Raw genomic sequence first — 25,350 nt, 5'->3', positions numbered from 1 at the left:
TTTGCCAAGCCTGCTCAGGCACCCCAGTGCAGCAACAGCAGCACCAGCACGACCAGGAACACCGTCTCTCCCACCATCAGCAGGATCGGCTTGATGCCAACCGCTGCGAGCTCTTTGAGCCGGGTCTTCATGCCCAGGGCACTGATGGAAATCACCAGGCACCAGCGCGACAGTTCGTTGACCGATCCCTGCACCACCGGAGCGATCCAGCCGGTGCTGTTGATGCACGCCAGAATCAAAAAGCCGACGGCGAACCACGGCAGCAACGGCGGACGTTTACCGGTCGGGTCGGCGCCTTGCATGCGGGTGATCATGGCGGCGGTGACGATCACCGGCAGCAGCATGGCAACGCGCATCAGCTTGACCACTGTCGCCGTGTCGCCGGTCTCGGTGGACATGCCGTAACCGGCGCCGACCACCTGGGCCACGTCGTGGATCGTGGCGCCGAGGAACACGCCCGCCACCTGCGGCGACAAATGCAGCCAGTTGGCGATCATCGGATAGACGATCATCGCCAGGGTCGACAGCGCCGAGACGCCGATCACCGTGAACAGCGTGGCGCGTTCTTTCTGCGGATGGTTGGGCAGTGCCGCTGCCAGCGCCAATGCCGCCGAGGCACCACAGATTGCCGTCGCGCCACCGGTGAGCATGCCGAACAGACGCGAGAAACCCAGAAACTTCGCGGCGATCACCGAGATAGAGATAGTCACCACCACCAGAATCACGACCAGCGCAATCGGCTTCCAGCCCAGTGCCGCCATCTGCTCAAGGGTAATGCGCATGCCCAGCAGCGCCACGCCGATGCGCAGCACCGTGCGGGCAGTGAACTCGACACCGGCCTTGCACGGGCCGTCATCGGCGAGAAAATTCAGAGCCATGCCCAGCAGCAAGGCAAACAGCATGACCGGTGCACCGTAGTGCTCGGACAGGAACGACGCGGCGGCCGCGACAATCAGACTGACGATAAATCCCGGGGCCAATTCGCGCGTGCGGCTTTGGATGCGGGAGAGAGCTAAAGCGCTCATGGCGCGGACTCCTCGGTAGCGATGACGATAAACGCCTGGCCGTCGATGATCTCGACCGGGTAGTTGTTGATTTTGACCTGCTTGGAATTGAGCAGGTAACCGCTGTGCAAATCGAAGCGCAAACCATGGGCCAGGCATTGGATCACCCGGCCCTCAAGTCGCCCGCCGCACAGCGAAGAGCCCTGATGCGGACAGCTGTCGTCGATGGCATACAACTGCCCGTCGATATTGAACAGCGCCAGGCTCTTGTCTTCGAACTCGAACAGCGCCCGACCGCCGGCCTGCGGGTACTTGCCGGCAGGTACGGGAATGCGCCGGGTCATGCCGGCTGCCGCTCGCGATCACTTTCCTTGAGCGCTTCTTTCATTGCTGCGAGCAATGACTCGGCAGGTTGCGCGCCCACCACCGTCATCCGGCGGTCGAACTGGAAGCTCGGCACGCCGCTGCTCGCGCCAGGCGATCCTGGAAATGGCGTGGCGTCGCCCAGCAAGGCGTCGGCCACGGCGTTTTCGTCAATGCCGCAGTCGCGGGCAATGGCGAGCAAGGTCTCACGGCAGCCCAGGTCTTCGCCTTTCTTGAAATACGCGGCGAACAAACGTTCGAGCAACATCTCACGCTGGGCAGCGTTGCCTACCGTGCCGGCTCGCTCGAACAGACGATGGGCGTCTGCGGTGTTGGGCATCGTCGCGATGCGGCTCAGATCGATGGCCAGCCCAACCGAGGCAGCCGCCTGTTGTACCTGGGCCTGGCGCATCGCTACAGCGTCGGCATTGCCCAGACGATTGCGGTAGAAATCGGCGAACGGCTCACCTTGTGCCGGCAACTGCGGCAGCAACTGCACGCCGTGCCACACCGTGGTGATCTGCACATCCGGATAGCGACTGCGAAACTGCACTTGTGCATGTTCCAGTTGGCGCTTGCCGATCAGGCACCAGGGGCAGATGAAATCGAAAAACACATCAATACGTAAACGACGACTCACAACTTCACCTCTAATCCGGCTTCATTGACGGGGCCAGACACGCTCTGACCCTGAAGACGGGCAATATCTTTGTGGTAGTGACACTTGGCGTAAAAGAACACCGCTGCTGCCGCGAGGCTGACCAGTGGCACCAGTTGGAACGCGGCATGCAAACCGATGAGGTCCGATACCTTGCCGGTGATGAACGGCCCCGGCGCCAGCCCCAACATGTTGTTGGCCAACGTCAGCGTGGCGAACGCCGTGCCGTGGACCGAGTAATGCGTCAGGTTGGCGACCATCGCGCCACTTGGGCCGGTGGTGCCAGTGGCAATCAGCATACCCAGGCAGATCAGCACCAGTTGTAAAGGCCCGGCCGGTAGCGCGAACGCCGCCGATAGCAGCAGACAGCTGCCCAGGCAGAAAAAGATGGCCAGGCTGACCTTGCGATCAGGCGAGTTGCGGCACAGACGATCACTGAGCATGCCGCACAGGATCATCCCCGCACCGCTGCACAGCACGATGATTGCCGCCATGCCGCCGGCCTTGTCGGTAGGCATGTCGTAGTAGCGATTCATGTAGCTGGGAATCCACACCATCACGGTGCCGCCCACGAACAACTGCAAGCCACTGGCGACGTAGGTCGACACCACCGAACGGCTGGACCACAGCGTGCGCAGCGGACGCTTGACCGCCGCCGCGGTTTTGTTTGCAACCTGAGCGGCACGTTGCGGCGCAATGCGCGCTTCCTTGACGATGAGCGGGTACAGAATCGCCAGGCACAGGCCGAACAACGACATCCCGGCGAACGACCAGCGCCAGCCCAGCTTGGCGGCAATCGCACCGCCCAACGCCATGCCCAGCACCGAACCGAACATCCCGCCCGCCATGAAGGCGCTGGCCAGGGTTGCCCGCATCTCTTTAGGGAACACCGAGATCACCACCGCGATGCCCACGCTGCCGTAGGCGGCTTCGCCGACACCGACCATGAAACGCGCGATGAACATCTGTTGGTAATCTTGCGCCAACGCGCAACCCAAGGTGGCCACGCTCCACAGGAAAGCCATCAGCGCCAGGCTTTTGACCCGACCGAAACGGTCCGCCATCAACGACAGGGGAAATGTCAGCAGGCCGACCATCAGGGCAACGATACCGCTGAGCAAGCCGAGCTGGCCGTCGCTCAATGCCCACTCAGTCTTGAGCAGGGGGAATACCGCGTTCAGCACCTGACGCGACATGTAATCGGAAATCAACAGGCCGAACGTCAATGCAAAGACGATCCAGGCATATTGGCGCGCAACGCCGACTCCGCTGGAGTCGTCATCGTCAGCGGCTATTGGGTGAAAGGCCATGCAGCCTCCTCAAGAGCTTTGTTTTATTTTTGTTATTCAAGCGTGTAACGGTCAGGAGGACGAGAGGTCACGGCCTCTCGTCCCGACCTTCGGTTAACCGCGTTGCGGTACACCTTTCTGCCCAGCCTTGCGGTTGGGGGCCATGCCGTTGGCCAACAGGGTTTCTTCGATGGTTTCGTACTGCACGCCAATGCGGTAGATCTCGCGGGCTTCTTTGCCGGTGGCGATTTCACGACCCAGTTCATGGGCAATGCGCACGGTTTGCTTGATCTGGTCAACGGAGCCGAAACGGTCGCCCTTGTGATCAATGATAGTGTCTTCGTTGCCCACACGCGGGTGCATGCCCATGGCCATCGACATGGTGTTGAACGGCATGACGTTCTTGAGCAGCGATTCGGAGGTCAGGGTGCAACCGTCCGGCGCGCGGTGAATGAAGTTGAAGAAGTTGAACGGGTTCGGGCCGTCGAAGCCACCGCCGATGCCGATCCAGGTCAGGTTCAGCGGGCCTTTGTAAACGCCACGACGCACCAGGCGCTCGAGGGTTTCCAGGGCGTGCATGCCGGTCAGCTGGAAGTGCGGCTGGATGCCGTTGTCCATCAGGCGCTTGAGGTGCTCTGCAACCCAGGCCGGGCCTGCCGGTACGGTCATTTCGCTGTAGGCGGCGTGGGTCATCGGGTTGTCCAGGGAAGTACCTTTGAGGTACTCCGGGTACAACAGCTCCATGATGTTCATTTGCGTGGTGTTGATTGCCACGGTGACCTGATCCGGTTTCGGGGTCAGTTCGGCCAGCATGTGGCGGGTGTCGTCGGACAGCCACTTGGCCGCTTCGCCATCGCTTTCAGGGGCGAAGGAAATCGAACCGCCGACCTGGATGATCATGTCCGGCACAGCTTCACGCACACCGGCGATCAGTTCGTTGAATTTCGACAGACGCTTGGAGCCCTTGCCGTCCAGTTCACGCACGTGCAAGTGCAGAACCGTGGCGCCGGCCTCATAGCATTCAACTGCTTTTTGAACCTGCTCATCCATGGTCAGCGGGATGTCTTCCGGGAAGTCTTCCGGCATCCACTCCGGGCCGTACGGGGCCACGGTAATGACTACCTTATCCATGTTTTCCGGGTGCAGGGAATCGTCGAAGAATTGCATGAGTTACTCCAGTTCTTATGATTGTCCCGCCCACCCGGGGTCGAGCCGGGCGGACGTGTTCACGAGTGCGAATGCGATAGGGTGGATCAGTAGGTCTTTTCGCCGATGATGCCGGCGCGCTCCATCTTGCGATGGCACGGTGGGTAATCCATCACCGCGTAATGCTGGGTACTGCGGTTGTCCCAGATGGCGATGCTGTTCGGCTTCCAGCGCCAGCGCACTTGATACTCAGGGATGTACGCCTGGCTGATCAGGTAGCGCAGCAATTCGCCGGCGCCAGGGTTGGCGTCCTGACCGAAGCGCACCCGCTCCGGGGTGTGGTAGTTGCTGAAGTGGGTGGTGAAGGCGTTGACGAACAACACCTTCTCGCCGGTTTCCGGGTGGATGCGCACCACCGGGTGTTCCGCATCCGGGTACATTGCTTTGAGGCCCAGGCGCTTCTCGATCGGCATGGCCGCACCGAAGCTCGCTTCAATGCTGTGGCGGGCACGCAGGTCGGCGATCTTGACCTTTATGTCTTCCGGCAGGTTCGCGTAAGCCGCGACCATGTTGGTCCACATGGTGTCGCCGCCCACGGGCGGGCACTCCACGCAGCGCAGCACGCAACCCATCGGCGGGGCATCGCGCCAGGTGGCGTCGGTGTGCCAGGCGTTTTCGTAGCGGTCCATCGGCTGATCCGGGTTCTTGTAGATCCGCACCAGCCCAGGGTGATCCGGATCGCTGCCGGCCACCGGGTGATCTTCCAGCTCGCCGAAGCGACGGGCGAAGGCCACGTGCTCGGCGCGGGTGATGTCCTGATCGCGCAGGAACACCACACGGTGCTTGAGCAACTGGGCACGAATCTCGGCAAACAGACCGTCGTCATGCACCGCATCGGCCAGGTTGACGCCGGTCAGTTCGGCGCCAATGCTGTAGGTCAATTGTTCGACTTTCATGGCTGGTAGCTCCTTAAACGACGAAAATCGACGAGCCGGTAGTTTTGCGCGATTCCAGATCGCGGTGCGCCTGCACAGCGTCCTGCAGGGCGTAGTGCTGGTTGATCTCGATCTTGATCCGGCCGCTGCCGACGTGGTCGAACAACTCGCCCGCCAGGGCGGCTTTTTCGGCCGGGTCGCTGATGTAGTTGGCCAGGGCTGGACGGGTCAGGTACAGCGAGCCTTTCATCGCCAGCATCACCGGGTCGAACGCCGGGATCGGGCCGGACGCGGTACCCACGCAGACCATCAGGCCACGGGGCTTCAACGAGTCCAGGGAGCCCATGAAGGTGTTTTTGCCAACGCTGTCGAACACCACGTTGACGCCCACACCGTCGGTCAATTCGCGAACGCGAGCGGCGACATCTTCATGGCTGTAATTGATCGTGTGGTCGCAACCGTGAGCACGGGCGATTTCAGCCTTTTGCTCGGTCGACACCGTGCCGATCACGTTCAGGCCCAGCAGTTTGGCCCATTGCGAAACGATCAGGCCTACACCACCGGCAGCGGCGTGCAACAGGATGCTGTCGCCCGGCTTGAAGTCGTAGATGCGGCGCATCAGGTACGAAGACGTCAGGCCACGCATCGTCATCGCGGCGGCGGTTTCGAAGCTGATGGTTTCCGGCAGCTTGATCAGCGGCGCGGCAGCGATCAGGCGCTCGGTGCTGTAAGCACCCAGGGTATTGAGAAAACCGGTGTAAGTGACGCGGTCCCCCACCTGGACGTTGGTCACGCCTTCGCCGATGGCCTGGACCACGCCGGAGGCTTCAACCCCCATGCCGTTCGGCATCGGGATTGGGTAAGTACCATTGCGGAAGTAGGTGTCGGCGTAGTTCAAACCAACAGCTACGTGTCGAAGACGAACCTGGCCCGGACCGGGATCGCCGACTTCGACGTCCTCGTAACGTAGGACTTCAGGACCACCGGTTTCGTAAAAGCGTACGGCTTTGGCCATTTTTCTTATTCTCCAATCAGCAAGTTGGCGTAGCATCGAATTGCATTGATTGGACTGTAGGACGAGGCCTGTCGGGATGCTTCTCATCAGACGACAATGGCTTTTCATTTCGTGACAGGTGGCTTTGCTCCTTCTTTTCCGTTGGTCGACTTGTCTTGGGGTTTTTCGCCTGTGACCGGGGTTTCAGGATTGCTGAACCCGGCCTTGGCGTTTTCAGCCTTGGTCTTGTGGATATCACAGCCCTGCAGCTCACTCATCTGGGTGCAACCGGACGCTTCGAGTTGCTTGCGATACTTGTCGTTGATGGCATAGGCCGGGGACTGCGCCACCAGCAAAATGGCCAGTGCCGGCAGGATAATTCGGTGCATGACGCCCTCTCTTCGATTCGATGGATGCTCAAACGCCAACACATGGCGTGACATGCTCACATTAGCCTGTCACGTCTTGACGTGCGCTATCATCGCCCGCTTCTGTGCCCCCAAGAGTCTTGAATCCGGATGTCCGCGACGCTGCCACTGCCTGACGATTGCACTTCCCTGCCGCCGGTCCTGGCCGGCCCGCTGTTGCGACGCCTGGAGCCCTCGCGCCTGGTGATGTGGCTGGTCGGGTCGCGGGCGCTGACGCTGACGCTGCGTGTGCAAGGTGTTGGCGACATTCGTCTCGGTACGCAGCAGTGCACCGTGGTGTCGGTGGGTGTTCATGCCTTCGTCCATTTGATCGACGTCTCGCTGGAGAACGCCCTGCCCTGTGACGAGCGGATCGAATACGACCTGCTGATCGATGGCGTTGAGGGCATCGCTACATGGGCACCGCATCTGCTGTACGGCGATGCCTCGCATCCCGACTTCGTGCTGCGCTCACGGGTCGATCAATTGCTCCACGGTTCCTGCCGCAAGCCGCATCACCCGGCGACCGACGGCTTGCTGTGCGTCGATGAGCTGCTCGCGCAGCAACATGAAGCGCTGGATCGCCCCGCCCTGTTGATCATGACCGGCGATCAGATCTACGCCGACGATGTCGCGGGGCCGATGTTGCGGGCGATCCATGCCTTGATCGAACGCTTGGGGTTGTTCGAAGAACACCTCGAAGGCGCCGTGGTCAGCGACAGCGCCAAACTCTACGAGCATCCCGCCAGTTACTACCACCGCGCGGATTTGCTACCGGCGCTGCAGAGCAACGAAACCCTGCGCGACCGTTTTTTCGGCGGTGCGCGCAAACCGATTTTCACCAGCAGCAATGCCGACAACCATCTGGTGACATTTGCTGAAGTCATGGCCATGTACCTGCTGGTCTGGTCGCCAACGCCCTGGACCCTGATCGCCCCGCAACCTCCGGCACTGACAGCGAAAAGGCGTGAGCGCTACACACTCGAGCAAACGTACATTGACGGCTTCAAGGCCGGGCTGGGCAACGTCGCCCGGGCATTGGCGCACATTCCGACGCTGATGATTTTCGACGACCACGACATTACCGATGACTGGAATCTTTCCGCGCAATGGGAGGAAACGGCCTATGGCCATCCGTTCTCCAAACGCATCATCGGCAATGCGCTGATTGCCTACATGCTGTGCCAGGGCTGGGGCAACAATCCGGACGCCTTCAGCGAAGTCCTGAAAAAAACCGACGCGTTCAGCGCCACCGGGCATGACCGCTACCTCGACAGTCCGGTTCAGGACGACTTGATCGACGATCTGCTGAAGTTTCAGAACTGGCATTTTGTCCTTCCAACCACCCCGGCCATCGTCGTGATCGACACCCGTACCCGACGCTGGCGCAGCGAGATGAACCTCAAGCAACCCTCCGGCCTGCTGGACTGGGAAGCCCTCAGCGAACTGCAACAGGAACTGCTGGACCATCCGAGCGCAATCATCGTTTCACCGGCGCCGATCTTCGGCGTCAAATTGATCGAGACCGTGCAGCGGATCTTCAGCTGGTGCGGCTTCCCCCTGTTGGTGGACGCGGAAAACTGGATGGCCCATCGCGGTGCCGCGCAGGTGATCCTGAATATTTTCCGTCACTCACGCACACCGGGTAACTACGTGGTGCTGTCCGGCGATGTGCATTACTCCTTCGTCTACGAAGTGCTGATCCGGCATCGCAAGGCCGGGCCGAAAATCTGGCAGATCACCAGCAGCGGCATCAAGAACGAGTTTCCTGCGACACTGCTGGAATGGTTCGACCGGCTCAATCGCTGGCTGTACTCGCCGCGCTCGCCACTGAACTGGCTAACCAAACGTCGGCGCATGCGCATCGTGCCGCATGTCCCGGAGCATGCTGAAGCTGGCGAACGATTGTGGAATTCGGCGGGCATTGGCCAGGTGTTTTTCAATGAAAGCGGCCAACCGCAGGACATCTATCAGCACAACTCGAACGGCTCACCGAAAACCCGGATGGTTGCGCCGCAACACCACGACTAATCCTGCTTGCGATAACACGCCAGGCCATTGCCCAGGTCCACTGCCAGGCAATCGCCTTTGACGTCCAGCGCCAGGGTTTTGAAGATGCCGGACAAGTCGCGCATCTGCGCGGCGTTGACCCGCTCATCCCACATCAGGTCGAGCGCACGGCTGTCAGGCTCGACCTCGAACCATTGCGTGTCGGCTTGAGCATCACTCATCCGCAAACCGAGCCTTTGCAGGGTCTTGCCCTCCTCGACCGGCATTTTCAATTGAGATTGTCGTGAGTCGGTCCAGCGCAGAATCTTCTGCGAACCATCGTCGTAGGACCATTCGATAACCACAGGCTTGATCGCCGGCGGCTGCGCCGGCACACCGTAATTCATCCTCAGGACATAATTGCGCTCGATCAGCGCCCGTTCCCTGGGGGCGTTGCGCAGAAACTGCTGCGACTGCACGAGGGTCAGCTCTTCAGATTTTTCATAGCTCATCTGACCCGTCGCGCGATCGACTTTCCAGTTCAGCGACAAGGTGCGAGTCACGGGATCAATCGCAAACCATTGCACAGCCTGATCGGCAGCGCTTTGAAAGCCGATCCGCGTCAGGTTTCGCTGCTGCGAATACGGCAAATACAGCTGCCGGCCCTGGGCGTTATCCCATATCAACCGGGTTTCTGGCCCCTCATCGAACTCGAACAACACCGTCACCGGCGCGATGCTCGGCACGGGGCTGGAGCGTGCGAAACGCAGGTTCAGGACGTAGTGGTTTTTCGCCTGTTTGAACGCGTCACCGCCGTCGGGCAAATGCGCATCCTTGAGTTCTGCCAGACTGTGGGTACGGCTCAGGTTGAACAGCAGTTTTTCGGCCGGCGGTTCAACGGCGTCGCTGGTCAACAGCAAGGTGTCACCGGCACGCTTCCAGTGTCCTTTGGCGGCGCCTTGGGCACCGGCATACACGATCATGGCATCAAAGGTGCTATCGGGTTGCAGCACCAGTTGCGAGCCGATTTCCCTGGCCTGCAGGGTGTAATGTCCAGCAATGCCCTCGTCCTGGTTTGCAGCATGGGTGACGCCTGAGGCGGTGCACAGCAACGAGAGAAACAGCAATCGAACCGACACGTGATGGAACTCCTTTCCCTGAACCAGAGGCGATTCTGCGGATTCTGCCGGCGGTGTCCAGTGAATGAAAATGAACAGGCGAATTTCGCACAATCCGCAACTCATCCGAACCCTGATCATCGGCAACTCCGGCTCGGGTAAAAGCTGGCTGGCGCAGCGACTGTCCGGACAACTGCAAGTGCCCTGGGTCGACCTCGATTCGATGCACTGGCTGTGCGACGAACACAGCATCGCCCGCCCCCGCGCCGAATCCCTGGGTATGGCGCGGATCGCCGCCGATGAAGAACGCTTGATCAAGTCAATCGGCAACCTGCGGGCCGGAAAAAACCAAATTCAGGCAACTCATCGAAGAATGAAAATCGAGGTTACTCCTGAAGGCTGGGACGACTACCTTTGGTTCCAGCAGAACGACAAGGCGGGGCTCAAAAGAATTAACTTGTTGATCAAGTCAATTCAGCGCGAACCGTTCGATGGCCCGGGAAAACCAGAGCCGCTCAAACACAATCTGAGTGGCTTCTGGTCACGACGGATTACTACTGAGCATCGCTTGGTCTACACCATCGAGGACGGAGATTTGCGCATCGTAATGTGCAGATACCATTACTGAGTTAAACCTCACGCCGCTTTCACAACTCGACTCACCCCTCTGACAATCATCTCCACCTCCCGCTCATCAATGGTCAACGGCGGCAACAACCGAATGATTTGCCCCCGGGTCACGTTGATCAGCAACGCATGATCGCGCGCAGCGATCAGGCTCAGGTCGCGGATCGGTTGCTTGAGTTCGATACCGATCATCAGGCCCTGTCCACGGATCGCCGAGACGTTGGGGTTATCCGCCAACTCCATGCGCAATCTGCGCAGCAAGTGTTCGCCCTGACACCGGGCGTTCTCCAGCAGGCCTTGTTCCTCGATGATCCCCAGCACGGTGCATCCCACCCGGCATGCCAGCGGGTTGCCCCCGAAGGTGCTGCCGTGGCTGCCGGGCGTGAACAGGTCGGCGGCTTTGCCACGGGCCAGGCAGGCGCCAATCGGCACGCCGTTGCCCAGGCCTTTGGCCAACGTCATGACGTCCGGGACGATGCCTTCGTGCTGGAACGCAAACCACTGGCCGGTGCGGCCGATGCCGGTCTGGATTTCGTCGAGCATCAGTAGCCATGAGCGCCGGTTGCACAGTTCGCGTAAGGCTTTCAGGTAACCGGGCGGTGCCAGTTGCACGCCGCTCTCGCCCTGAATCGGTTCCATCAGGATCGCCACGATGCGCGGGCCATGTGTCTGCTGCACCTGGTCCAACGCCTTCAGGTCGCCGAAAGGCACTTTGATGAAATCCCCCGGCAACCTGTTGAAGCCCAGGCGCACGGCCGGGCCGTCACTGGCCGACAAGGTGCCGAGGGTGCGGCCGTGAAAGGCGTTTTCCATGACCACCACCAGCGGTTGCTCGATGCCTTTGTGCCAGCCATGCAGGCGCGCAATCTTCAGCGCAGTCTCGTTCGCTTCTGCACCTGAGTTGTTGAAGAACGCCCGGTCCATGCCCGACAACCGCGTCAATTTCTGCGCCAGCCGTAGTTGCCAGTCGATGCTGTAGAGGTTGGACGTGTGCAGCAGCAACCCGGCCTGCTCGGTGATGGCGGCGACGATTTTCGGATGGGAGTGGCCGACGTTAGTCACCGCCACACCGGCCACCGCGTCCAGGTATTCGCGTCCGGCCTGATCCCACAGGCGCGTGCCCAGGCCCTTGTTGAAGCTCAAGGTCAAGGGTTGGTAAGTGCTCATCAGGCAGGCGGCGGTCATGACATCAAGCTCCAGCAAGGGTCGTTGTTTTTGCAGTATGGTTAGCCACCTGAGCTGGATAAACTTGGTAAAACTTCAATCATCTTAAACCCAGGCTTGATAATGGACCTGTTCCAGGCAATGACCGTTTACGTAAAAGTGGTGGAATCCGGCAGCATGACGGCCGCTGCCTTGCAGTGCGAAATGTCCACGACCATGGTCGGCAACCACCTTAAGGCGCTGGAACAACGCCTTGGCGTACGCCTGCTCAACCGGACGACGCGGCGCCAGCGGCTCACCGAGTTCGGCGCGGCGTACTACCAGCGCTGCCTTGAAGTACTGGGGTTGGTGGCCGATTCGGAACGGTTGGCCGAGCAGGCCATCGACGAGCCGAGCGGTACGCTGCGCATTACAGCGCCGCTGACCTTCGGCACTGAACGCCTGGCGCCGGCCTTGAGTGAGTTCAGCCTGCACAACCCGCGGGTGAAACTGGACGTCATGCTGACCAATCGACGCCCGGACTTACTCGAAAACGGTCTGGACGTGGCCTTCCGGCTCGGCGAGCTCGAAGCGTCCAATCTGATCGCTCGCCCGCTGATCGACTACACCCTGACAATGTGCGCATCACCCGCCTACCTGGCTCGCCGAGGCACCCCGCAAAAGCCGCAAGACCTGCAACATCACGATTGCCTGTCCTTCGCCTATCCGGCCGGTGATGACTGGCATTCGGTAGAAAAGGAATGGCGCCTGGCCGGTCCCGACGGCGATGTTCTGGTGGCGGTCAGCGGCCCGATGCTGATCAACAGTTCAGCCGGTCTGCATCAGGCTGCGCGCACCGGCATGGGTATCGTGATGATGCCCGACGCCTTGGTCGAGCAAGACCTCAAGGACGGCAAGCTGCTGGCCTTGATGCCCGATTACCGACCACCGAGTCGCCCGATGAATTTGATGTACGCCCAAGACCGCTACCGCCTGCCAAAACTGCGGCGCTTCGTCGACTTCGCCCTGCAGATGTGGGGCAAACACTAGCCGACCGAATACTCATGCACTAATCTGCGGCCTGTAGGGTTAGCCGGACATCAGGACGCCAGGGAGAGCGAGATGGGTGAGGCATCGAGTATCGAGCCGTTGAAATTCAATTTGTCGGACATGAACGACCACATGTTGCACACCATCCTGGAGCTGGTCAGCGACGGGATCTGGGACTGGAACGCCAACACCGGCTTCGTCTACCGCACGGCGCGGTGGTACGAAATGCTCGGCTATACGCCTCACTCTCTGGACAACAACGTCTTGACCTGGGAGAACGTCATCCACCCCGAGGATTACCCGCGGGTCATGGCGGTGTTCGATGACTACCTGAACGAGCGCGCCCCCGGTTATCAGGCCGAATACCGCTGCCGCATGCAGGATGGCAGTTACCTCTGGATCGAAGACCGCGGCCACATCCTGGCGCGCAACGCCGACGGCTCGGTGGCGCGGATGATCGGCGCGCACCGCAGCATCGAAGACAAGCGCCGCCTGTTCGAAGAGCTCGAACGGCGCAATCACTCCCTCGAAGCACTGATCGAAGAACGCACCCGCGAACTGTCACGGGTCAATCAGCAGCTACAGCAGCAACTCGAAGAAAACCGCAAGCTGGCACAAACCGACACCCTGACGTCCATCGCCAATCGCTATCGCCTGGAACAAGTGCTGCCCCAGGCGTGCGAGCGCGCTCAACGCTTTCGCGAACCGCTGTCGCTGATTGCCATGGACATCGATGACTTCAAGACCATCAACGATCACTACGGCCATGCACTGGGCGACGCAGCCCTGGTGCATGTGGTCGAAAACGTGAAGCGCTTCGTGCGCGAAGGCGACTTGCTGGCCCGTTGGGGCGGTGACGAATTCATGGTGACGTTACCCAATACTTCGCTGGCCGAAGCCAGAACCCTTGCCGAGACCATCCGCCACGGTCTTGCGGATTTGCTGCCCGTGGGCGATTTCAAAGTGACCATGAGTTTCGGCGTGGTCCAGCGCTTTGACGAAGAACAGCAGACCGGCCTGATGGCCCGCGCCGATCAGGCGTTGTATCGGTCGAAAATCGCCGGCAAGAATGTGATTTCCGGGTGATGATTACATCCCTGCTTTCACCAGCACCGGTTGGTCCTGATAGCGCTCCGGGTACAGCTGTTTGAGCTGCGCCACCTTCGGCAGATCGTTGATCACGATGTACGGATAGGTCGGGTGCTCGGTCAGAAAGTCCTGATGCTCCTCCTCCGCCGGGTAGAAACCGTTGAAGGTTTCCAGCTTGGTCACAATCGGTTTACTGAACAACTTGGCTGCGTCGAGTTGGGCAATGTAGGCCTGCGCGACTTTTTGCTGCTCGGCGTTCCTGGTGAAGATGGCCGAACGGTACTGGGTGCCGGTGTCCGGTCCCTGGCGGTTGAGTTCGGTCGGGTTGTGGGCCACCGAGAAGTAGATTTGCAGCAGGGCGCCGTAGCTGACCAGGGTCGGATCGAACGTCACCTCGACCGATTCCGCATGCCCGGTATTGCCATCACTGACGCGTTCGTATTGAGCGGTATTGGCCGCGCCACCGGCATAACCGGAGACTGCGTTTTTCACGCCTTTGACATGCTGGAACACCCCTTGGACGCCCCAGAAGCAACCACCGGCGAAGACAGCAGTTTCACTGCGCGCCTGAGTGGACTCATCGAGCGTCGGGGGTGGCAGCAGGACGGCCTCTTCTGCACCGAAGGAAAAAGCCGAGCAGTGCCCGATGACGCCGGCGGCGGCCATTGCCAACAGTGTGCGGCGCCACGTGAACTGGGTTTTCATGAAACGGACTCCTGACTAATGGGAGGGGCGATCATCCGGCTATCCCGGGTTCGAACTTCAGCGACAGACCATTCATGCAGTAGCGCAGTCCGGTCGGTTTCGGCCCGTCATCGAAGACATGCCCCAGATGCCCGCCGCAACGACGGCAATGAACCTCTTCACGCAGCACGCCAAACGAGCGGTCCTGACGAGTCGCCACGGCCTTGTCCAGCGGCGCCCAGAAACTCGGCCAGCCGGTGCGGCTGTCGAACTTGGTTGCCGAAGAAAACAACGGCAGGTCGCAACCGGCACAGGCGAACGTGCCGTCACGATGCTCGTTGTTCAGCGCACTGCTGTAGGCGCGTTCGGTACCCTCTTCACGAAGAATTTCGTACTGCTCGTCACTCAGGATCGCGTGCCATTCGCTGTCGCTGTGGGTCACTTCGAATACCTCCTCTGCACTGGCTTCACTGATCAGCGCAGCGCCTGTGGATAACTTCGGCAACAGGCCGATCGCCAGGGCAGCCACCCCCAGCCCACTGCTTGCCGCCAAAAATTGCCGTCGTGAAAACATTGCCGCCTCCAAACATTCCAGGGGGTCTTTCATGGAACACAGCCTAGGCTTTGGGGGATCGCCAAATCCTCACGGGAAGTTAAACAATTCGTGATAACTCGGCCCCCGAAAAACCCGCACAATGCGTGATGCAATTTTGAACCTTGCGATTGCTGTCCTTGTAGGAGCCGGCTTGCCGGCGAAGGCGATGTATCAGTCACATCAACTGTGGGCGTGCCGCCGTCTTCGCTGGCAAGCCAGCTCCTACAAGGTTTTCGTTAGCGGCATTACGCACACACCGCGCCGAAGGATGAGCTGGATGGAACAGACCAAACGCGTCCTCGTGGTCGAGGATGACCTGCATATCGCCGACCTGATCTGCCTGCATCTGCGTGATGAGCAGTTCGAGGTGGTGCACAGCGCCGACGGCACCGAAGGCATGCGCCTGTTGCAGCAAGGCAACTGGGATGCCTTGATCCTCGACCTGATGCTCCCCGGTGTCGATGGCCTGGAAATCTGCCGCCGTGCCAGGGCCATGGCGCGCTACACGCCGATCATCATCACCAGCGCGCGTTCCAGCGAAGTGCACCGCATTCTCGGGCTGGAACTGGGTGCCGACGACTACCTGGCCAAACCGTTTTCCATGCTCGAACTGGTGGCGCGGGTCAAAGCGCTGTTGCGCCGGGTCGAAGCCATGGCGCGCAATCTGAAGATGGATGCCGGCAGTCTGCTGGTCGATGGCCTGGCCATCGATCCGATCACCCGCGAAGTGTCCCTCGACGGCCGTCGCTTGGACCTCACGCCCCGGGAGTTCGACTTGCTGTACTTCTTTGCGCGCCAGCCCGGCAAGGTGTTTTCGCGCATGGACCTGCTCAACGCCGTGTGGGGCTACAGCCACGAAGGTTACGAGCACACCGTCAACACGCACATCAATCGCTTGCGCGCCAAGATCGAGACCGATCCGGCGCAACCGGTACGCATCCTCACGGTGTGGGGCCGCGGCTACAAGTTCGCCACCGGGGAGGAGCCAAGGCCATGAGGCTGACCCTGACACAACGCCTGTCCCTGGTATTCGCCGTGCTGTTGCTGGTGTGCTGCGGCACGTCGGCGTGGTTGCAGGTGCGCTCCAACCAGATGCATGAGCAGGAGGTGGTGCAAGGGTTGTCCCGGGACCTGGCCCAGCACATCGCCAGCGATACCGTGCTGATGGACACCAAAGGCCTGATGCCCGACGCTGTGCGTGATCTGTTCAGCAAACTGATGCAGGTCAACCCGAGTGTCGAGGTGTACCTGCTCGACACCGAGGGCAAGATCGTCGGCAGCGCCGCCCCCGAGGGCCGGGTCCGCCGGGAGCGGCTCGACCTCGCGCCGATCCAGCGTCTGCTGCGTGGCGATGCCTTGCCGATCCTCGGCGACGACCCGCGCAGCGTCGATGCGCGCAAGGTGTTCAGCGCCGCGCCGTTGACGGTCGACGGCAAACCGGCCGGTTATCTCTACGTGGTGCTGCTCGGCGAAGACCACGATCGTCTGGCCGCCCGTGGCGCGACCAGCGCGGCGCTCAATACCGCCCTGCTGTCCATCGGTCTGGTCGCGTTGCTGTGCCTGATTGCCGGTCTCACGGCATTCAGGCTGATCACCCGGCCATTGCGCCGTTTGACCGAGACCGTCAGCCAATTCGACATCGATGGCGTGCCGGTCACCCCAGCCTTGCCAATCACTGTGGATAAAACCGCCAGCCACGACGAAATAGCCATACTCGACGCCACGTTCCGCCAGATGCAGTCACGCCTGGGCGAGCAATGGCGCTCGTTGACCCGCCAGGATCAGGAGCGCCGCGAACTGGTGGCGAACATCTCCCACGACCTGCGCACGCCACTGGCTTCACTGCATGGCTACCTGGAAACACTGTCGCTCAAGGACGCCACGCTGTCCCCCGCCGACCGCCGTCGCTACCTGGGCATCGCGCTGGATCAAAGCCGCAAGGTTGGCGGGTTGGCACAATCACTGCTGGAGCTCGTGCGGTTGGAGCACGGGTTCGTGCAACCGGTGCTGGAGCGCTTTTCCCTGACCGATCTGGCCCAGGATATTTTCCAGAAATTCGAACTGACCGCCGAGGCGCGCCAGGTTGAGTTGAAGGCCACGTTCGCCCCCAGGGTTTCAGCGGCCTGTGCCGACCTTGGGTTGATCGAGCGAGTGTTGACCAATCTGTTCGACAACGCGCTGCGCCATACGCCGCCAGGGGGCGAAATCGAACTGGGCTTGCGTGTGCAAGGGGCGTTCATCGAAGTGACGGTCAGCGATACCGGACCGGGGATTGCTGCGGAACTGCGTGAAGGATTGTTCCTGCGGCCGTTCAACATTGGCGGCGCCCGTCGCGATGGCGGGTTGGGATTGCGGATCGTGCATCGCATCCTGCAATTGCATGGGTGTGAGATTCAGTTGATCGACGTGCCGGGGCGCGGGGCGACCTTTCGATTTTCGTTGCCGATCGATGAGGAAACGGCAAGCGCGTTGGCGGTGCGATCGATGAACCTGAATACAACGCGCCAGGCCTGACACACCGTGGCGCGGCCATCGCGAGCAGGGACTCATTTGCGACCAATCAGCTCCCTCCTTGCTCGCGATGGTCGCAAAGGCACCGCGTTCATCCAGAATGAGCGCTTAATCGTTGACGTCCATCGCGAGCAGGCTCGCTCCTACAGGGTTTCGCGTTCATCCAGAATGAGCGCGTTATCGTTAGCGTCCATCGCTAGCAAGCTCCCACAGGAACGGCAAATAGATGACCAGCCGCCTGTTGATCCGTGACAACGCTGCCCCGGTCCAATAGATTAGGCGACCTGAAAAGGCCCCCGGGCTTTTTCGCCCCTATTCAAGTTATAGAAGTAGTGAAATTTCAATGTCCGATTCCAACACCGCTGAAACCGTAGTCACCTTGTCGTCCAAAGCGGAATACGAAAACTCCATCAATCTTTCACAACACGTGCCTCAGGCCAAGACCATCAGCGAGATGGTACTGGACGCTTTCCAGTCGTCCCGCGAAAGCGACCAGATCCGCGAACTGCGCGCCGCGATTCGCCAGGCCCACGACAGCTTCGACGACGATAAAGCCTACGAACTGATGGGCGAACTCAAGCAGCTCAAGGACGCCGAGGCCGCCGACATTGCCGCCCTTGAAGACCTGAGCAGCAAATTCCCGATCAGCCGTATCCTGTCCAGCTTCAAGGACGATCCGGCGTTCCAGGAAATCGTCTACGGCCTGGCCCTGAAAGTGCTGAACCAGACCCACCAGGCCATCAGCAACCCGAGCAGCGGCAAGAGCAAAGCCGCCAAGGCCAAGAAAGAAGCCGAAGTGTTCACCATCAGCAAGGACGGCGTGAGCGTGACCTTGCCACTGCGAACGCCACGTTCGCGCCTGAGCGTTGACCGTGAAGCGCTGGAATTCCTCGGGTTCACCTTCGTGGGTGAAGGCGACGAAGCGGAGCTGGAAAGCGAGACCTTCCTGGACAACAGTGGCGCCGAGCAAGCGGTCAACCGCAAGAACATCATCACCGCCCTGCAACAGCAGACCGCGTTCGACGGCTATAGCATCGCCGTGCAGTAAAAAGACAACTGTAGGAGCGAGCTTGCTCGCGATGGCCTCAAGGGCAACGCGTTCATCCAGAATGAACGCGTTATCGTTAACGACCATCGCGAGCAAGCTCGCTCCTACAAAGAATCACGTCGCTTGAACTGAGCAGCATCGCGCCATTCGACTGGCGCTTTTTATTGCCCGGGTTTCGGGCAAAACCGCGATTAGTCTTCCAGTATCCACAGCAGGACAACACTTCCCTTCACCCCCCTGCACCACGGGTCCGCCTGCGGGAGCGTCAACTCACTTTCCAGCCCCAGACCTCAGTGGTGCGACTGCTGAGGTCATCATGAACACGACGCCCTTGTATCGTCAGCTGGCCAACCATTATCTGGACGCCATCCGCAGCGGCACCCTGAAAACCGGCGAACGCTTTCCTTCGATCCGCCTGATGATGGAAAAACATGCAGTCAGTCTGTCAACCGCCGTTCAGGTGTGCCGGGAGCTTGAGGATTGCGGCGTGCTCGAAGCGCGGCCCCGCTCAGGCAACTACATTCGCCAACCCGATGCCTTGTCCAAACCCACCCCGATTGCCCTCCCGCCCTTGTTGGACACGGGGAGTTACACCGGCATTCATGAACAGGTGTCCTCGGTGCTCAAGGCCAGTCAGCGGGCGACGATCAAGGTCAACTTCGCCAGTGCCTACTGTGCCCCGGAGCTCTATCCGCTGAAAACCCTGCAAGACAACATGATCAAGTCGCTGCGCTACGACTCGCATTTACTCGGTGCGGCTGGCTCGACGTGCGGCAATAGCGCGTTGCGCCAGGTCCTGGCACGGCGGGCCTTGTCCACCAGGACCCACCTGGTCGCCGAGCGAATCGTGATCACCAACGGCGCGACGGAAGCAATCAACCTGGCCTTGCGTGCCGTCACGCACCCCGGCGATACGGTCGCCGTGGAGTCGCCGACCTTCCATGGCCTGCTGCAAATCCTCGAAAGCCTGAACCTGCGGGTGCTGGAAGTCCCGGCCTCGGCGCACACGGGAATCAATCTGACGGCCCTGCAAAGCCTGCTGCAGGGTCCAGAGCCAATCAAGGCGTTGATCGTCATTCCAAATCTGCAAAATCCGTTGGGCAGCATCATGCCCGACGCCAACAAGGCACGGCTGGTGAAACTGTGCGCCGAACAGAGCACGGTACTGATCGAGGACGACTCCTACGGCGATCTGGTGGACACCGAGCAACCGCTGTCCACGCTCAAGCACTGGGACCTGACCGACAACGTGATCTATTGCGCCTCGCTGAACAAAACCCTGGCCCCGGGCATGCGTCTGGGATGGATCAGCGCCGGGAGATGGCATGAACGCGTGGAAATGCTCAAACACACCCAGACCCGGGGGTGCGAAGCCTTGTCACAACTGGCGGTCAGCGCCTTCATGAAAACGCCGTCCTACGAACGTTATCTGCGACGCTTGCGCAAAACCCTCACACTGCAACGTCAACAGATGAGCGAGGCGATTATTCGATATTTCCCGCTGGGCACCCGCTTAACCAACCCGCAGGGTGGCACGTTGCTGTGGGTGGAACTGCCTCGCCGGCATTCATCCATGGCGTTTTTTCAGGACGCGTTGAAAGTCGGCATCCAGATTTCACCTGGGGATATCTATTCCAACTCCCGGCACTTTGATCACTTCGTGCGGATGGGTTGTGGGGCGCCTTACTCGGCGCGGATCGATGAGGCGCTGGAGACGTTGGGCAAAATCCTGAAAGCCCAGGGCTAACCACACATCCTGTAGGAGCTGCCGCAGGCTGCGATCTTTTGATCTTGAAAATCAACGTCAAAAGATCGCAGCCTGCGGCAGCTCCTACGCGGGCAGGTGCAGGCAGATAATATGCGGGTCATCATTCCAATGCGGAAAACGCTCGGCGATCAGCGGATCATGACCGGGAATCACATGGTCATCGCCATCGGCCAGACGGTCGATTTCGCTGAACGCTTCAAGGGTTTGCGCCAGATCATCGAGGATCGGAAACGGGCTGCGCTCACGAATGTTGAGCCACAAATGCGCAGCGTCCGACGCCAGCACAATCCAGCCACGCGCTGTATTGACCCGCACCACCTGACTGCCGGGCGTATGCCCGCCCACCGGGTGTAACGTCACGCCGGGCAGCACTTCAACCGTGCCGTTGTGCAAGCGCATCCGCCCTTCGAACAGGGGTGGCAGCGCCGACATCACATCCTCGACCTCGTAGGTTTTGTTCACCGTGTGATGGGCCATTTTCGGACCGGTGCAGAAGCGCAGTTCCGCTTCCTGCAAATGCACCGTGGCCTTGGGAAACAACCCGAGATTGCCGGCATGATCCCAATGCAAATGAGTGAGAACCAGATGCTCGACCTGCGCCGGATCGATACCCAATTGCCCCAAGGACTCTTCCGGCAGGCGGTACATCTGACGATTGCGCCGGTCCGCCGTAGCCGGTTGGAAACAGGTGTCGACCACGATCACCTGCTGGTCATTGCGAATGACCCAGAAGTAATAATCCAGCGGCATCGGCGCATTCGGATCGCCACAGCATGCATCGTAAAGAAAGTTTTCCCTGGCAGTACGCTGGGCGTTGGCGCCTACGCGAATAGCGAACACTTCATACTCGGGAGCGGACATGAGCACCTCCGGGGATCAGGCCGCAGCCGTGGCTTTGAGGGTCGGACGGAAATCGAAGTCGATCTGCTCGCTGATGCCCAGGTCCTGCGCCAATTTATGCAGGCCACTGTAGTCGCGCATGATCGTCGCGTTCTTGTTGCTCTCGCGGGTGTCGGCAATGATCAGCGCCGCGTCCTCGACCCCGAGCTGCGTCAGAATCGCCTCCCACATCGAATAGTCCTGGGCGATAAAAGCACTCAGCGCCACCGACAGGTTGCGTGCGAAAAATTCCCGCTGTACCGGCTGCATATTCGCATACATGACCTTGGCCACTTCGGCGAGCACCTTGCTGTGGGCGTATTCGTCGCGGTTGTGCAGTTCGGCGACGCGGCGGTTTTGCGGCTGAATGGTCTGGTCATCCGCCAGCAGATCCAGGTAGGCGTTGACGCTGATCTCGGCCACCACCGCGAAGGTGATCGCCGCCAGATCGCGCTGCCATTGCTCGGGCAGTGCTTCGCGCTGGGCCTTCAGCCGCAGGTAAGTGACCGAGGGCGGCAGGTCCAGATCCTGATCGAGCGCCCGGTCCCGTTTGGTCCGCTCGATGGCGCGCAAATGCATGAGCGTGTGGTAATGCTCGTCGATCAAGGTCTGCTGCATGGCCTCGCGAAAATGCCAGTCGTCCTGGCCCAGGTATTGATTGGCAATGACACTCAACGCCGGGTTCACCACCAGTTCTTCGGCGGTGACGGTGCGCAGGTTGTAGCCGATCCAGCCCCAGGTCACCACGCGGCTCTTGAGCGCGTCGTCCAGGACCTGGAACTTGGGGTGGTGGAAAAAAGGCACCATGCACTCCGGATAATCCGGACGCGCCGGGTCGAACACTTCGTCGACCTGGCCCCTGTCCGGCGAACACACCGTGGCGCGCTTGGTCCAGGCCTGATTGAGCCGCACGATCAGTTGATGATCGACCTGGGCGATCTCGATTGCTGTCTGCATGACGCGATACCTGTAGGACGCGTACCCGCCAAGGGGTACGCCAAAAGAATGAAGGGCGACAGAAAATTCAGGCCAGCCAATAGCGGGTCAGGTGGCGCGCCGGGTCAGTGTAACGACTGCGGGCGTGAATCATTCGCCAGTTGTCCCAAATCAGCAGGCAACCGTCGGGAATCAGCACCGGAACGTTGTGCTCGACGAAGTACGTTTCGCCGAGCAGGGCAAATCTGGCCAGTGGAGAAAGGTTGTTGGCGAGCTGCGATTGTTGCAACGCCTCTTTCGACGGATTCACATCGCCGTAGTGAAACTGGTTGTAGCTGAAGCGAAAGATGTCCCCTTCCTCGGTGGGCGTCAGGATGTATTCCTTGACCCGGATTTGCGCCGGTTCGCCCGGTTTGGCGGTGGCGACGAATTCCACGGGTGTGTCTTCGAGCCATTCGCGCAGTTCCGGTTCGGCGTGCTCAAGCGACTTCAGGAACGCATAACCATCGACCAACCCCGTATGCCCGCCCCCGCACGTCGCCTGCTGATGGCAATGCAGGGCCAGATAACGCGGCGGCGGCCCATACACCGGCGCCTCGGTATGCGGGCCGATGCCGTTCATGCTCTGCGAATACGGCAAATCTTCGTAGCCCGGTTTGCGGGTGATGGCGAACGCCATCTGCCCGTTGAACTGCGCAATGATCGGACCGAATTCGTGCAAGGTTGCTACGACATCGTCGACAAACTCGTCCGGGCTCAGCACCGTCCAGCCTTGGGTCGATAATTCTTCATGACGATGACCGAGTGAAACGTAAGGTTGAGACGCAACAATCCCTTGATCTGACATGGTGAGGTTCCTGACAGGTTATTCGGCGTTGACGATTGAGGTGTAAGCGGCAATGAAGTCGCGGCAGGCGTTGCCCGGTCGATAGTGCTGTTGGTCGATGCTCTGCACCGGGGTGATTTCGGCGGCGGTGCCGGTGAGAAAACACTCGTCGAAGTCGCCCATTTCCGTAGGCAGAATCGTGCGCTGGATAACCTGGTAATCCAGCGCTCTGGCCAGTTCGATGACGGTCTGCCGGGTGATGCCGTTGAGGAAACAATCCGGCACCGGCGTGTGCAGCGTCCGGTCTTTGACGAAGAACACATTGGCGCTGGTGGCTTCGGCGACATGACCGCGCCAGTCGAGCATCAGGGCATCGTGGTAGCCGTTGTTCTCGGCATCGTGTTTGCTCAGCGTCGCAATCTGATAATGCCCGGACGCCTTGGCTTCGAAGGCGCTGCTGTTCGGTGGCGGACGACGCCAGGACGCGATTTTCAAGCGAACGCCGGCCATGCGTGCCGCCGGATCGAAATAGCTCGGCCACTGCCAGCAGGCGATCGCCACATGCACACGGTTGAAGCGCGCCGAGGTTGAAATCATCTCGCTGCCGCGCCAGGCCACCGGCCGCAAGTAACCGTCGATGACCTGGTTGCGTTGCAGCAGTTGGTGACTGGCCGCTTCGAGCTCGGCGGGTTCGAACGGGATCGCAAAATCCATCAGTTGCGCGGAGCGATATAGCCGTCCGGTGTGCTCGCGCAACTTGAAAATCCTGCCGTTGTACACGCGCTCGCCTTCGTACACCGTGCTCGCGTAATGCAGGCCATGGGTCAGCACATGCAACTGCGCCCGTGACCACTCGACGAACTCGCCGTCGAGCCAGATCACGCCTTCGCGCTGATCAAACGGAATTGCGCTCATATCCTTAATCCTCTGAATCGTCCTACGCCGTTTGCAGCAGGACCGGTATTAATTCGGGCGTCGTTTCGAACTCGTTCTGAAAGAAAAACGAGCGTTCGCCAAACGCCGGTCGCATGTCATCGAACCAGGTGATGTGCGGATCGAATCGCGCATAGAACGTGCGCAACACCCAGTGCGGATTGCGTGCCTGAAGGAACTGCAGCACGAAGACCTTTTCCCCGGCGACAATCTCGATACCGTTGATCAGCACCTTGCCGTAAAAGGTGCTCATGGACGGCCCGCGCACCGTGCGTGCCAGCCCGGACACCGTGCGATAGGCCGCCTGAAAGATCTCGAACGCTCGGGCCAATGGCATCGCGAAGTAGTGACTGGGGCCGGTGTCCCGTTCGACGAACATGTAATAAGGCACTGCACCGAGTCGCACGCCTTCGGTCCACAGCGCCGCCCAGTCGGCCGGGTTTTCGTTGATGTGGCGGATCACCGGCGCCTGCATGCGTACGGTCGCCCCGGTGGAGCGAATGCATTCGATGGCCTGACGGGCGATGTCCTGGCGGATCTCCACCGGGTGGTTGTAGTGCCCCATGATCGAGAGGTTTTTCCCTGCCGCGACGATCCGCCGGAACAGCTCCAGCAACTCGGGTGCGTCCTTGTCGCTGACAAACCGCTGCGGCCAGTACGCCACGGATTTGGTGCCGATACGAATGCTCTTGAGGTGCGGCAGTGCCAGCAACGGCTCGATGTACCCAGCCAGCGAGCGGGTGTTCATGATCATGGGATCGCCGCCGGTGATCAGCACATCGGTGACCTCGGTATGCACTCGCAGGTAGCTCACCAGTTCCTGGGATTCACGGGCGTTGAACTTCAGTTCTTCTTCGCCAATGAACTGCGCCCAGCGGAAGCAGAAGGTGCAGTACGCGTGACAGGTCTGGCCGGCGCCAGGGAAAAACAGCACGGTCTCGCGGTACTTGTGCTGGATGCCTTGCAGGACTTTTCCGTCGTGGGTGGCGTTGTTGTGCGTCAACTGCCCCGCCGGATGCGGGTTCATGCGCAGCCAGATCGCCTCGATCCGGCGTTTGATCGCCGCCGTGTCGTCCAGCTCGATCAGGTGCTTGAGCGATGCGTATTCATCCGGCAGCAACATGTCCTTGTGGGGAAAGGTCATGCGGAAAATCGGGTCGTCCGGGATGTTGTTCCAGTCGATCAACGTGCTCAGCACATACTCGTTGGTGCGAAACGGCATGACGCGGGCCACGACGGTCATGGCCTCCTGCAAGGCCGGCGCCAGTTGGTGCCAGTAAGGTGTGTCACGAATGGTGCGTGCGTTGTAGGGCTTATAGCGATCGTGCTCCGACAGTCCCTGCATGGCCGTGCTCCTG

25 protein-coding genes are annotated in these 25,350 nt (G+C 60.4%); 8 read left to right on the top strand and 17 right to left on the bottom strand.

Annotated features, from left to right (window positions below; genetic code table 11):
• Positions 1 to 14: 14 nt before the first annotated feature.
• The 8 genes from AD668_RS03860 to AD668_RS03825 form a co-directional block, all read right to left on the bottom strand.
• Positions 15 to 1,025, bottom strand: a complete 1,011-nt coding sequence (locus tag AD668_RS03860; protein WP_053154884.1) for a YeiH family protein — start codon at positions 1,023 to 1,025, stop codon at positions 15 to 17.
• On the bottom strand, positions 1,022 to 1,348 hold the full coding sequence (locus tag AD668_RS03855) for a Rieske 2Fe-2S domain-containing protein (RefSeq protein ID WP_053154881.1): 327 nt from the start codon (positions 1,346 to 1,348) through the stop codon (positions 1,022 to 1,024). The genes AD668_RS03860 and AD668_RS03855 overlap by 4 nt, the downstream gene beginning before the upstream one ends.
• Complete coding sequence (locus tag AD668_RS03850) at positions 1,345 to 2,007, bottom strand: DsbA family oxidoreductase (protein WP_053154878.1); 663 nt, start codon at positions 2,005 to 2,007, stop codon at positions 1,345 to 1,347. The genes AD668_RS03855 and AD668_RS03850 overlap by 4 nt, the downstream gene beginning before the upstream one ends.
• The gene (locus AD668_RS03845) at positions 2,004 to 3,335 is read right to left on the bottom strand and encodes an MFS transporter (RefSeq protein WP_053154876.1); all 1,332 of its coding nucleotides are present in this window, start codon (positions 3,333 to 3,335) and stop codon (positions 2,004 to 2,006) included. Before AD668_RS03845 ends, AD668_RS03850 begins: the two co-directional genes overlap by 4 nt.
• A 93-nt stretch (positions 3,336 to 3,428) precedes the next feature.
• Positions 3,429 to 4,481, bottom strand: a complete 1,053-nt coding sequence (locus AD668_RS03840) for a 3-keto-5-aminohexanoate cleavage protein (protein WP_053154873.1) — start codon at positions 4,479 to 4,481, stop codon at positions 3,429 to 3,431.
• An 86-nt stretch (positions 4,482 to 4,567) separates the two neighbouring features.
• On the bottom strand, positions 4,568 to 5,416 hold the full coding sequence (locus tag AD668_RS03835) for a TauD/TfdA family dioxygenase (RefSeq protein WP_053154870.1): 849 nt from the start codon (positions 5,414 to 5,416) through the stop codon (positions 4,568 to 4,570).
• Between the two features lie 13 nt (positions 5,417 to 5,429).
• A complete protein-coding gene (locus AD668_RS03830; protein ID WP_053154867.1) occupies positions 5,430 to 6,410 on the bottom strand; it encodes a quinone oxidoreductase in 981 nt (326 codons plus the stop codon).
• 104 nt (positions 6,411 to 6,514) lie between these two features.
• Positions 6,515 to 6,778: a hypothetical protein gene (locus tag AD668_RS03825; RefSeq protein ID WP_053154864.1), complete on the bottom strand. Its 264-nt coding sequence runs from the start codon at positions 6,776 to 6,778 to the stop codon at positions 6,515 to 6,517.
• A 129-nt stretch (positions 6,779 to 6,907) separates the two neighbouring features.
• Here AD668_RS03825 and AD668_RS03820 point away from each other — a divergent pair, with 129 nt between their 5' ends.
• Positions 6,908 to 8,827: an alkaline phosphatase D family protein gene (locus tag AD668_RS03820; protein WP_053154861.1), complete on the top strand. Its 1,920-nt coding sequence runs from the start codon at positions 6,908 to 6,910 to the stop codon at positions 8,825 to 8,827.
• On the opposite strand, the gene AD668_RS03815 is transcribed toward AD668_RS03820, so the two are convergent.
• Positions 8,824 to 9,924 (bottom strand): hypothetical protein, encoded by a 1,101-nt coding sequence (locus AD668_RS03815; protein ID WP_156322302.1) that lies wholly within the window; start codon positions 9,922 to 9,924, stop codon positions 8,824 to 8,826. The genes AD668_RS03820 and AD668_RS03815 overlap by 4 nt on opposite strands.
• 352 nt (positions 9,925 to 10,276) lie before the next feature.
• Here AD668_RS03815 and AD668_RS03810 point away from each other — a divergent pair, with 352 nt between their 5' ends.
• Positions 10,277 to 10,531, top strand: a complete 255-nt coding sequence (locus AD668_RS03810) for a Txe/YoeB family addiction module toxin (RefSeq protein WP_053154914.1) — start codon at positions 10,277 to 10,279, stop codon at positions 10,529 to 10,531.
• Between the two features lie 8 nt (positions 10,532 to 10,539).
• On the opposite strand, the gene AD668_RS03805 is transcribed toward AD668_RS03810, so the two are convergent.
• Positions 10,540 to 11,715: an aspartate aminotransferase family protein gene (locus AD668_RS03805; RefSeq protein ID WP_053154854.1), complete on the bottom strand. Its 1,176-nt coding sequence runs from the start codon at positions 11,713 to 11,715 to the stop codon at positions 10,540 to 10,542.
• A 102-nt stretch (positions 11,716 to 11,817) separates the two neighbouring features.
• On the opposite strand from AD668_RS03805, the gene AD668_RS03800 reads away from it, so the two are divergent.
• Together AD668_RS03800 and AD668_RS03795 are read left to right on the top strand one after the other, a co-directional pair.
• Complete coding sequence (locus AD668_RS03800; RefSeq protein WP_053154851.1) at positions 11,818 to 12,723, top strand: LysR family transcriptional regulator; 906 nt, start codon at positions 11,818 to 11,820, stop codon at positions 12,721 to 12,723.
• Positions 12,724 to 12,795: 72 nt separating this feature from the next.
• Positions 12,796 to 13,809: a sensor domain-containing diguanylate cyclase gene (locus AD668_RS03795; protein WP_053154849.1), complete on the top strand. Its 1,014-nt coding sequence runs from the start codon at positions 12,796 to 12,798 to the stop codon at positions 13,807 to 13,809.
• A gap of 3 nt (positions 13,810 to 13,812) precedes the next feature.
• Here the strand turns inward: AD668_RS03795 and msrA are convergent, their stop codons facing one another.
• Entirely contained in the window at positions 13,813 to 14,517 is a 705-nt protein-coding gene (msrA, locus tag AD668_RS03790) for a peptide-methionine (S)-S-oxide reductase MsrA (RefSeq protein ID WP_053154846.1), read from the bottom strand.
• A 31-nt stretch (positions 14,518 to 14,548) separates the two neighbouring features.
• On the bottom strand, positions 14,549 to 15,070 hold the full coding sequence (gene msrB, locus AD668_RS03785) for a peptide-methionine (R)-S-oxide reductase MsrB (protein ID WP_053154843.1): 522 nt from the start codon (positions 15,068 to 15,070) through the stop codon (positions 14,549 to 14,551).
• 298 nt (positions 15,071 to 15,368) lie between these two features.
• Between msrB and AD668_RS03780 the strand changes: the two genes are divergently transcribed.
• From AD668_RS03780 to AD668_RS03765, 4 genes are all read left to right on the top strand, one after another.
• Positions 15,369 to 16,088, top strand: a complete 720-nt coding sequence (locus tag AD668_RS03780; RefSeq protein WP_053154840.1) for a response regulator transcription factor — start codon at positions 15,369 to 15,371, stop codon at positions 16,086 to 16,088.
• The gene (locus tag AD668_RS03775) at positions 16,085 to 17,605 is read left to right on the top strand and encodes a HAMP domain-containing sensor histidine kinase (protein ID WP_053154837.1); all 1,521 of its coding nucleotides are present in this window, start codon (positions 16,085 to 16,087) and stop codon (positions 17,603 to 17,605) included. Before AD668_RS03780 ends, AD668_RS03775 begins: the two co-directional genes overlap by 4 nt.
• 340 nt (positions 17,606 to 17,945) lie before the next feature.
• Positions 17,946 to 18,650, top strand: coding sequence for a hypothetical protein (locus tag AD668_RS03770; protein WP_053154834.1), 705 nt, complete (start codon positions 17,946 to 17,948; stop codon positions 18,648 to 18,650).
• A gap of 316 nt (positions 18,651 to 18,966) precedes the next feature.
• Complete coding sequence (locus tag AD668_RS03765; protein ID WP_053154830.1) at positions 18,967 to 20,397, top strand: PLP-dependent aminotransferase family protein; 1,431 nt, start codon at positions 18,967 to 18,969, stop codon at positions 20,395 to 20,397.
• Positions 20,398 to 20,481: 84 nt separating this feature from the next.
• Here the strand turns inward: AD668_RS03765 and AD668_RS03760 are convergent, their stop codons facing one another.
• The 5 genes from AD668_RS03760 to AD668_RS03740 form a co-directional block, all read right to left on the bottom strand.
• Positions 20,482 to 21,279, bottom strand: coding sequence for an N-acyl homoserine lactonase family protein (locus tag AD668_RS03760; RefSeq protein ID WP_053154827.1), 798 nt, complete (start codon positions 21,277 to 21,279; stop codon positions 20,482 to 20,484).
• 15 nt (positions 21,280 to 21,294) lie between these two features.
• Positions 21,295 to 22,254 (bottom strand): diiron oxygenase, encoded by a 960-nt coding sequence (locus AD668_RS03755; RefSeq protein WP_053154824.1) that lies wholly within the window; start codon positions 22,252 to 22,254, stop codon positions 21,295 to 21,297.
• A 67-nt stretch (positions 22,255 to 22,321) separates the two neighbouring features.
• Positions 22,322 to 23,080: a TauD/TfdA family dioxygenase gene (locus AD668_RS03750; protein WP_053154821.1), complete on the bottom strand. Its 759-nt coding sequence runs from the start codon at positions 23,078 to 23,080 to the stop codon at positions 22,322 to 22,324.
• 18 nt (positions 23,081 to 23,098) lie between these two features.
• The gene (locus AD668_RS03745) at positions 23,099 to 23,974 is read right to left on the bottom strand and encodes a branched-chain amino acid aminotransferase (RefSeq protein WP_053154818.1); all 876 of its coding nucleotides are present in this window, start codon (positions 23,972 to 23,974) and stop codon (positions 23,099 to 23,101) included.
• Between the two features lie 22 nt (positions 23,975 to 23,996).
• A complete protein-coding gene (locus AD668_RS03740) occupies positions 23,997 to 25,337 on the bottom strand; it encodes a KamA family radical SAM protein (protein WP_053154815.1) in 1,341 nt (446 codons plus the stop codon).
• Positions 25,338 to 25,350 lie beyond the last annotated feature (13 nt).

Source organism: Pseudomonas sp. P1.8 (assembly GCF_001269805.1).
Classification (GTDB): domain Bacteria; phylum Pseudomonadota; class Gammaproteobacteria; order Pseudomonadales; family Pseudomonadaceae; genus Aquipseudomonas.
Note: the sequence above shows the minus strand (reverse complement) of the source record. Positions and strands in the feature narration are given on the sequence as shown.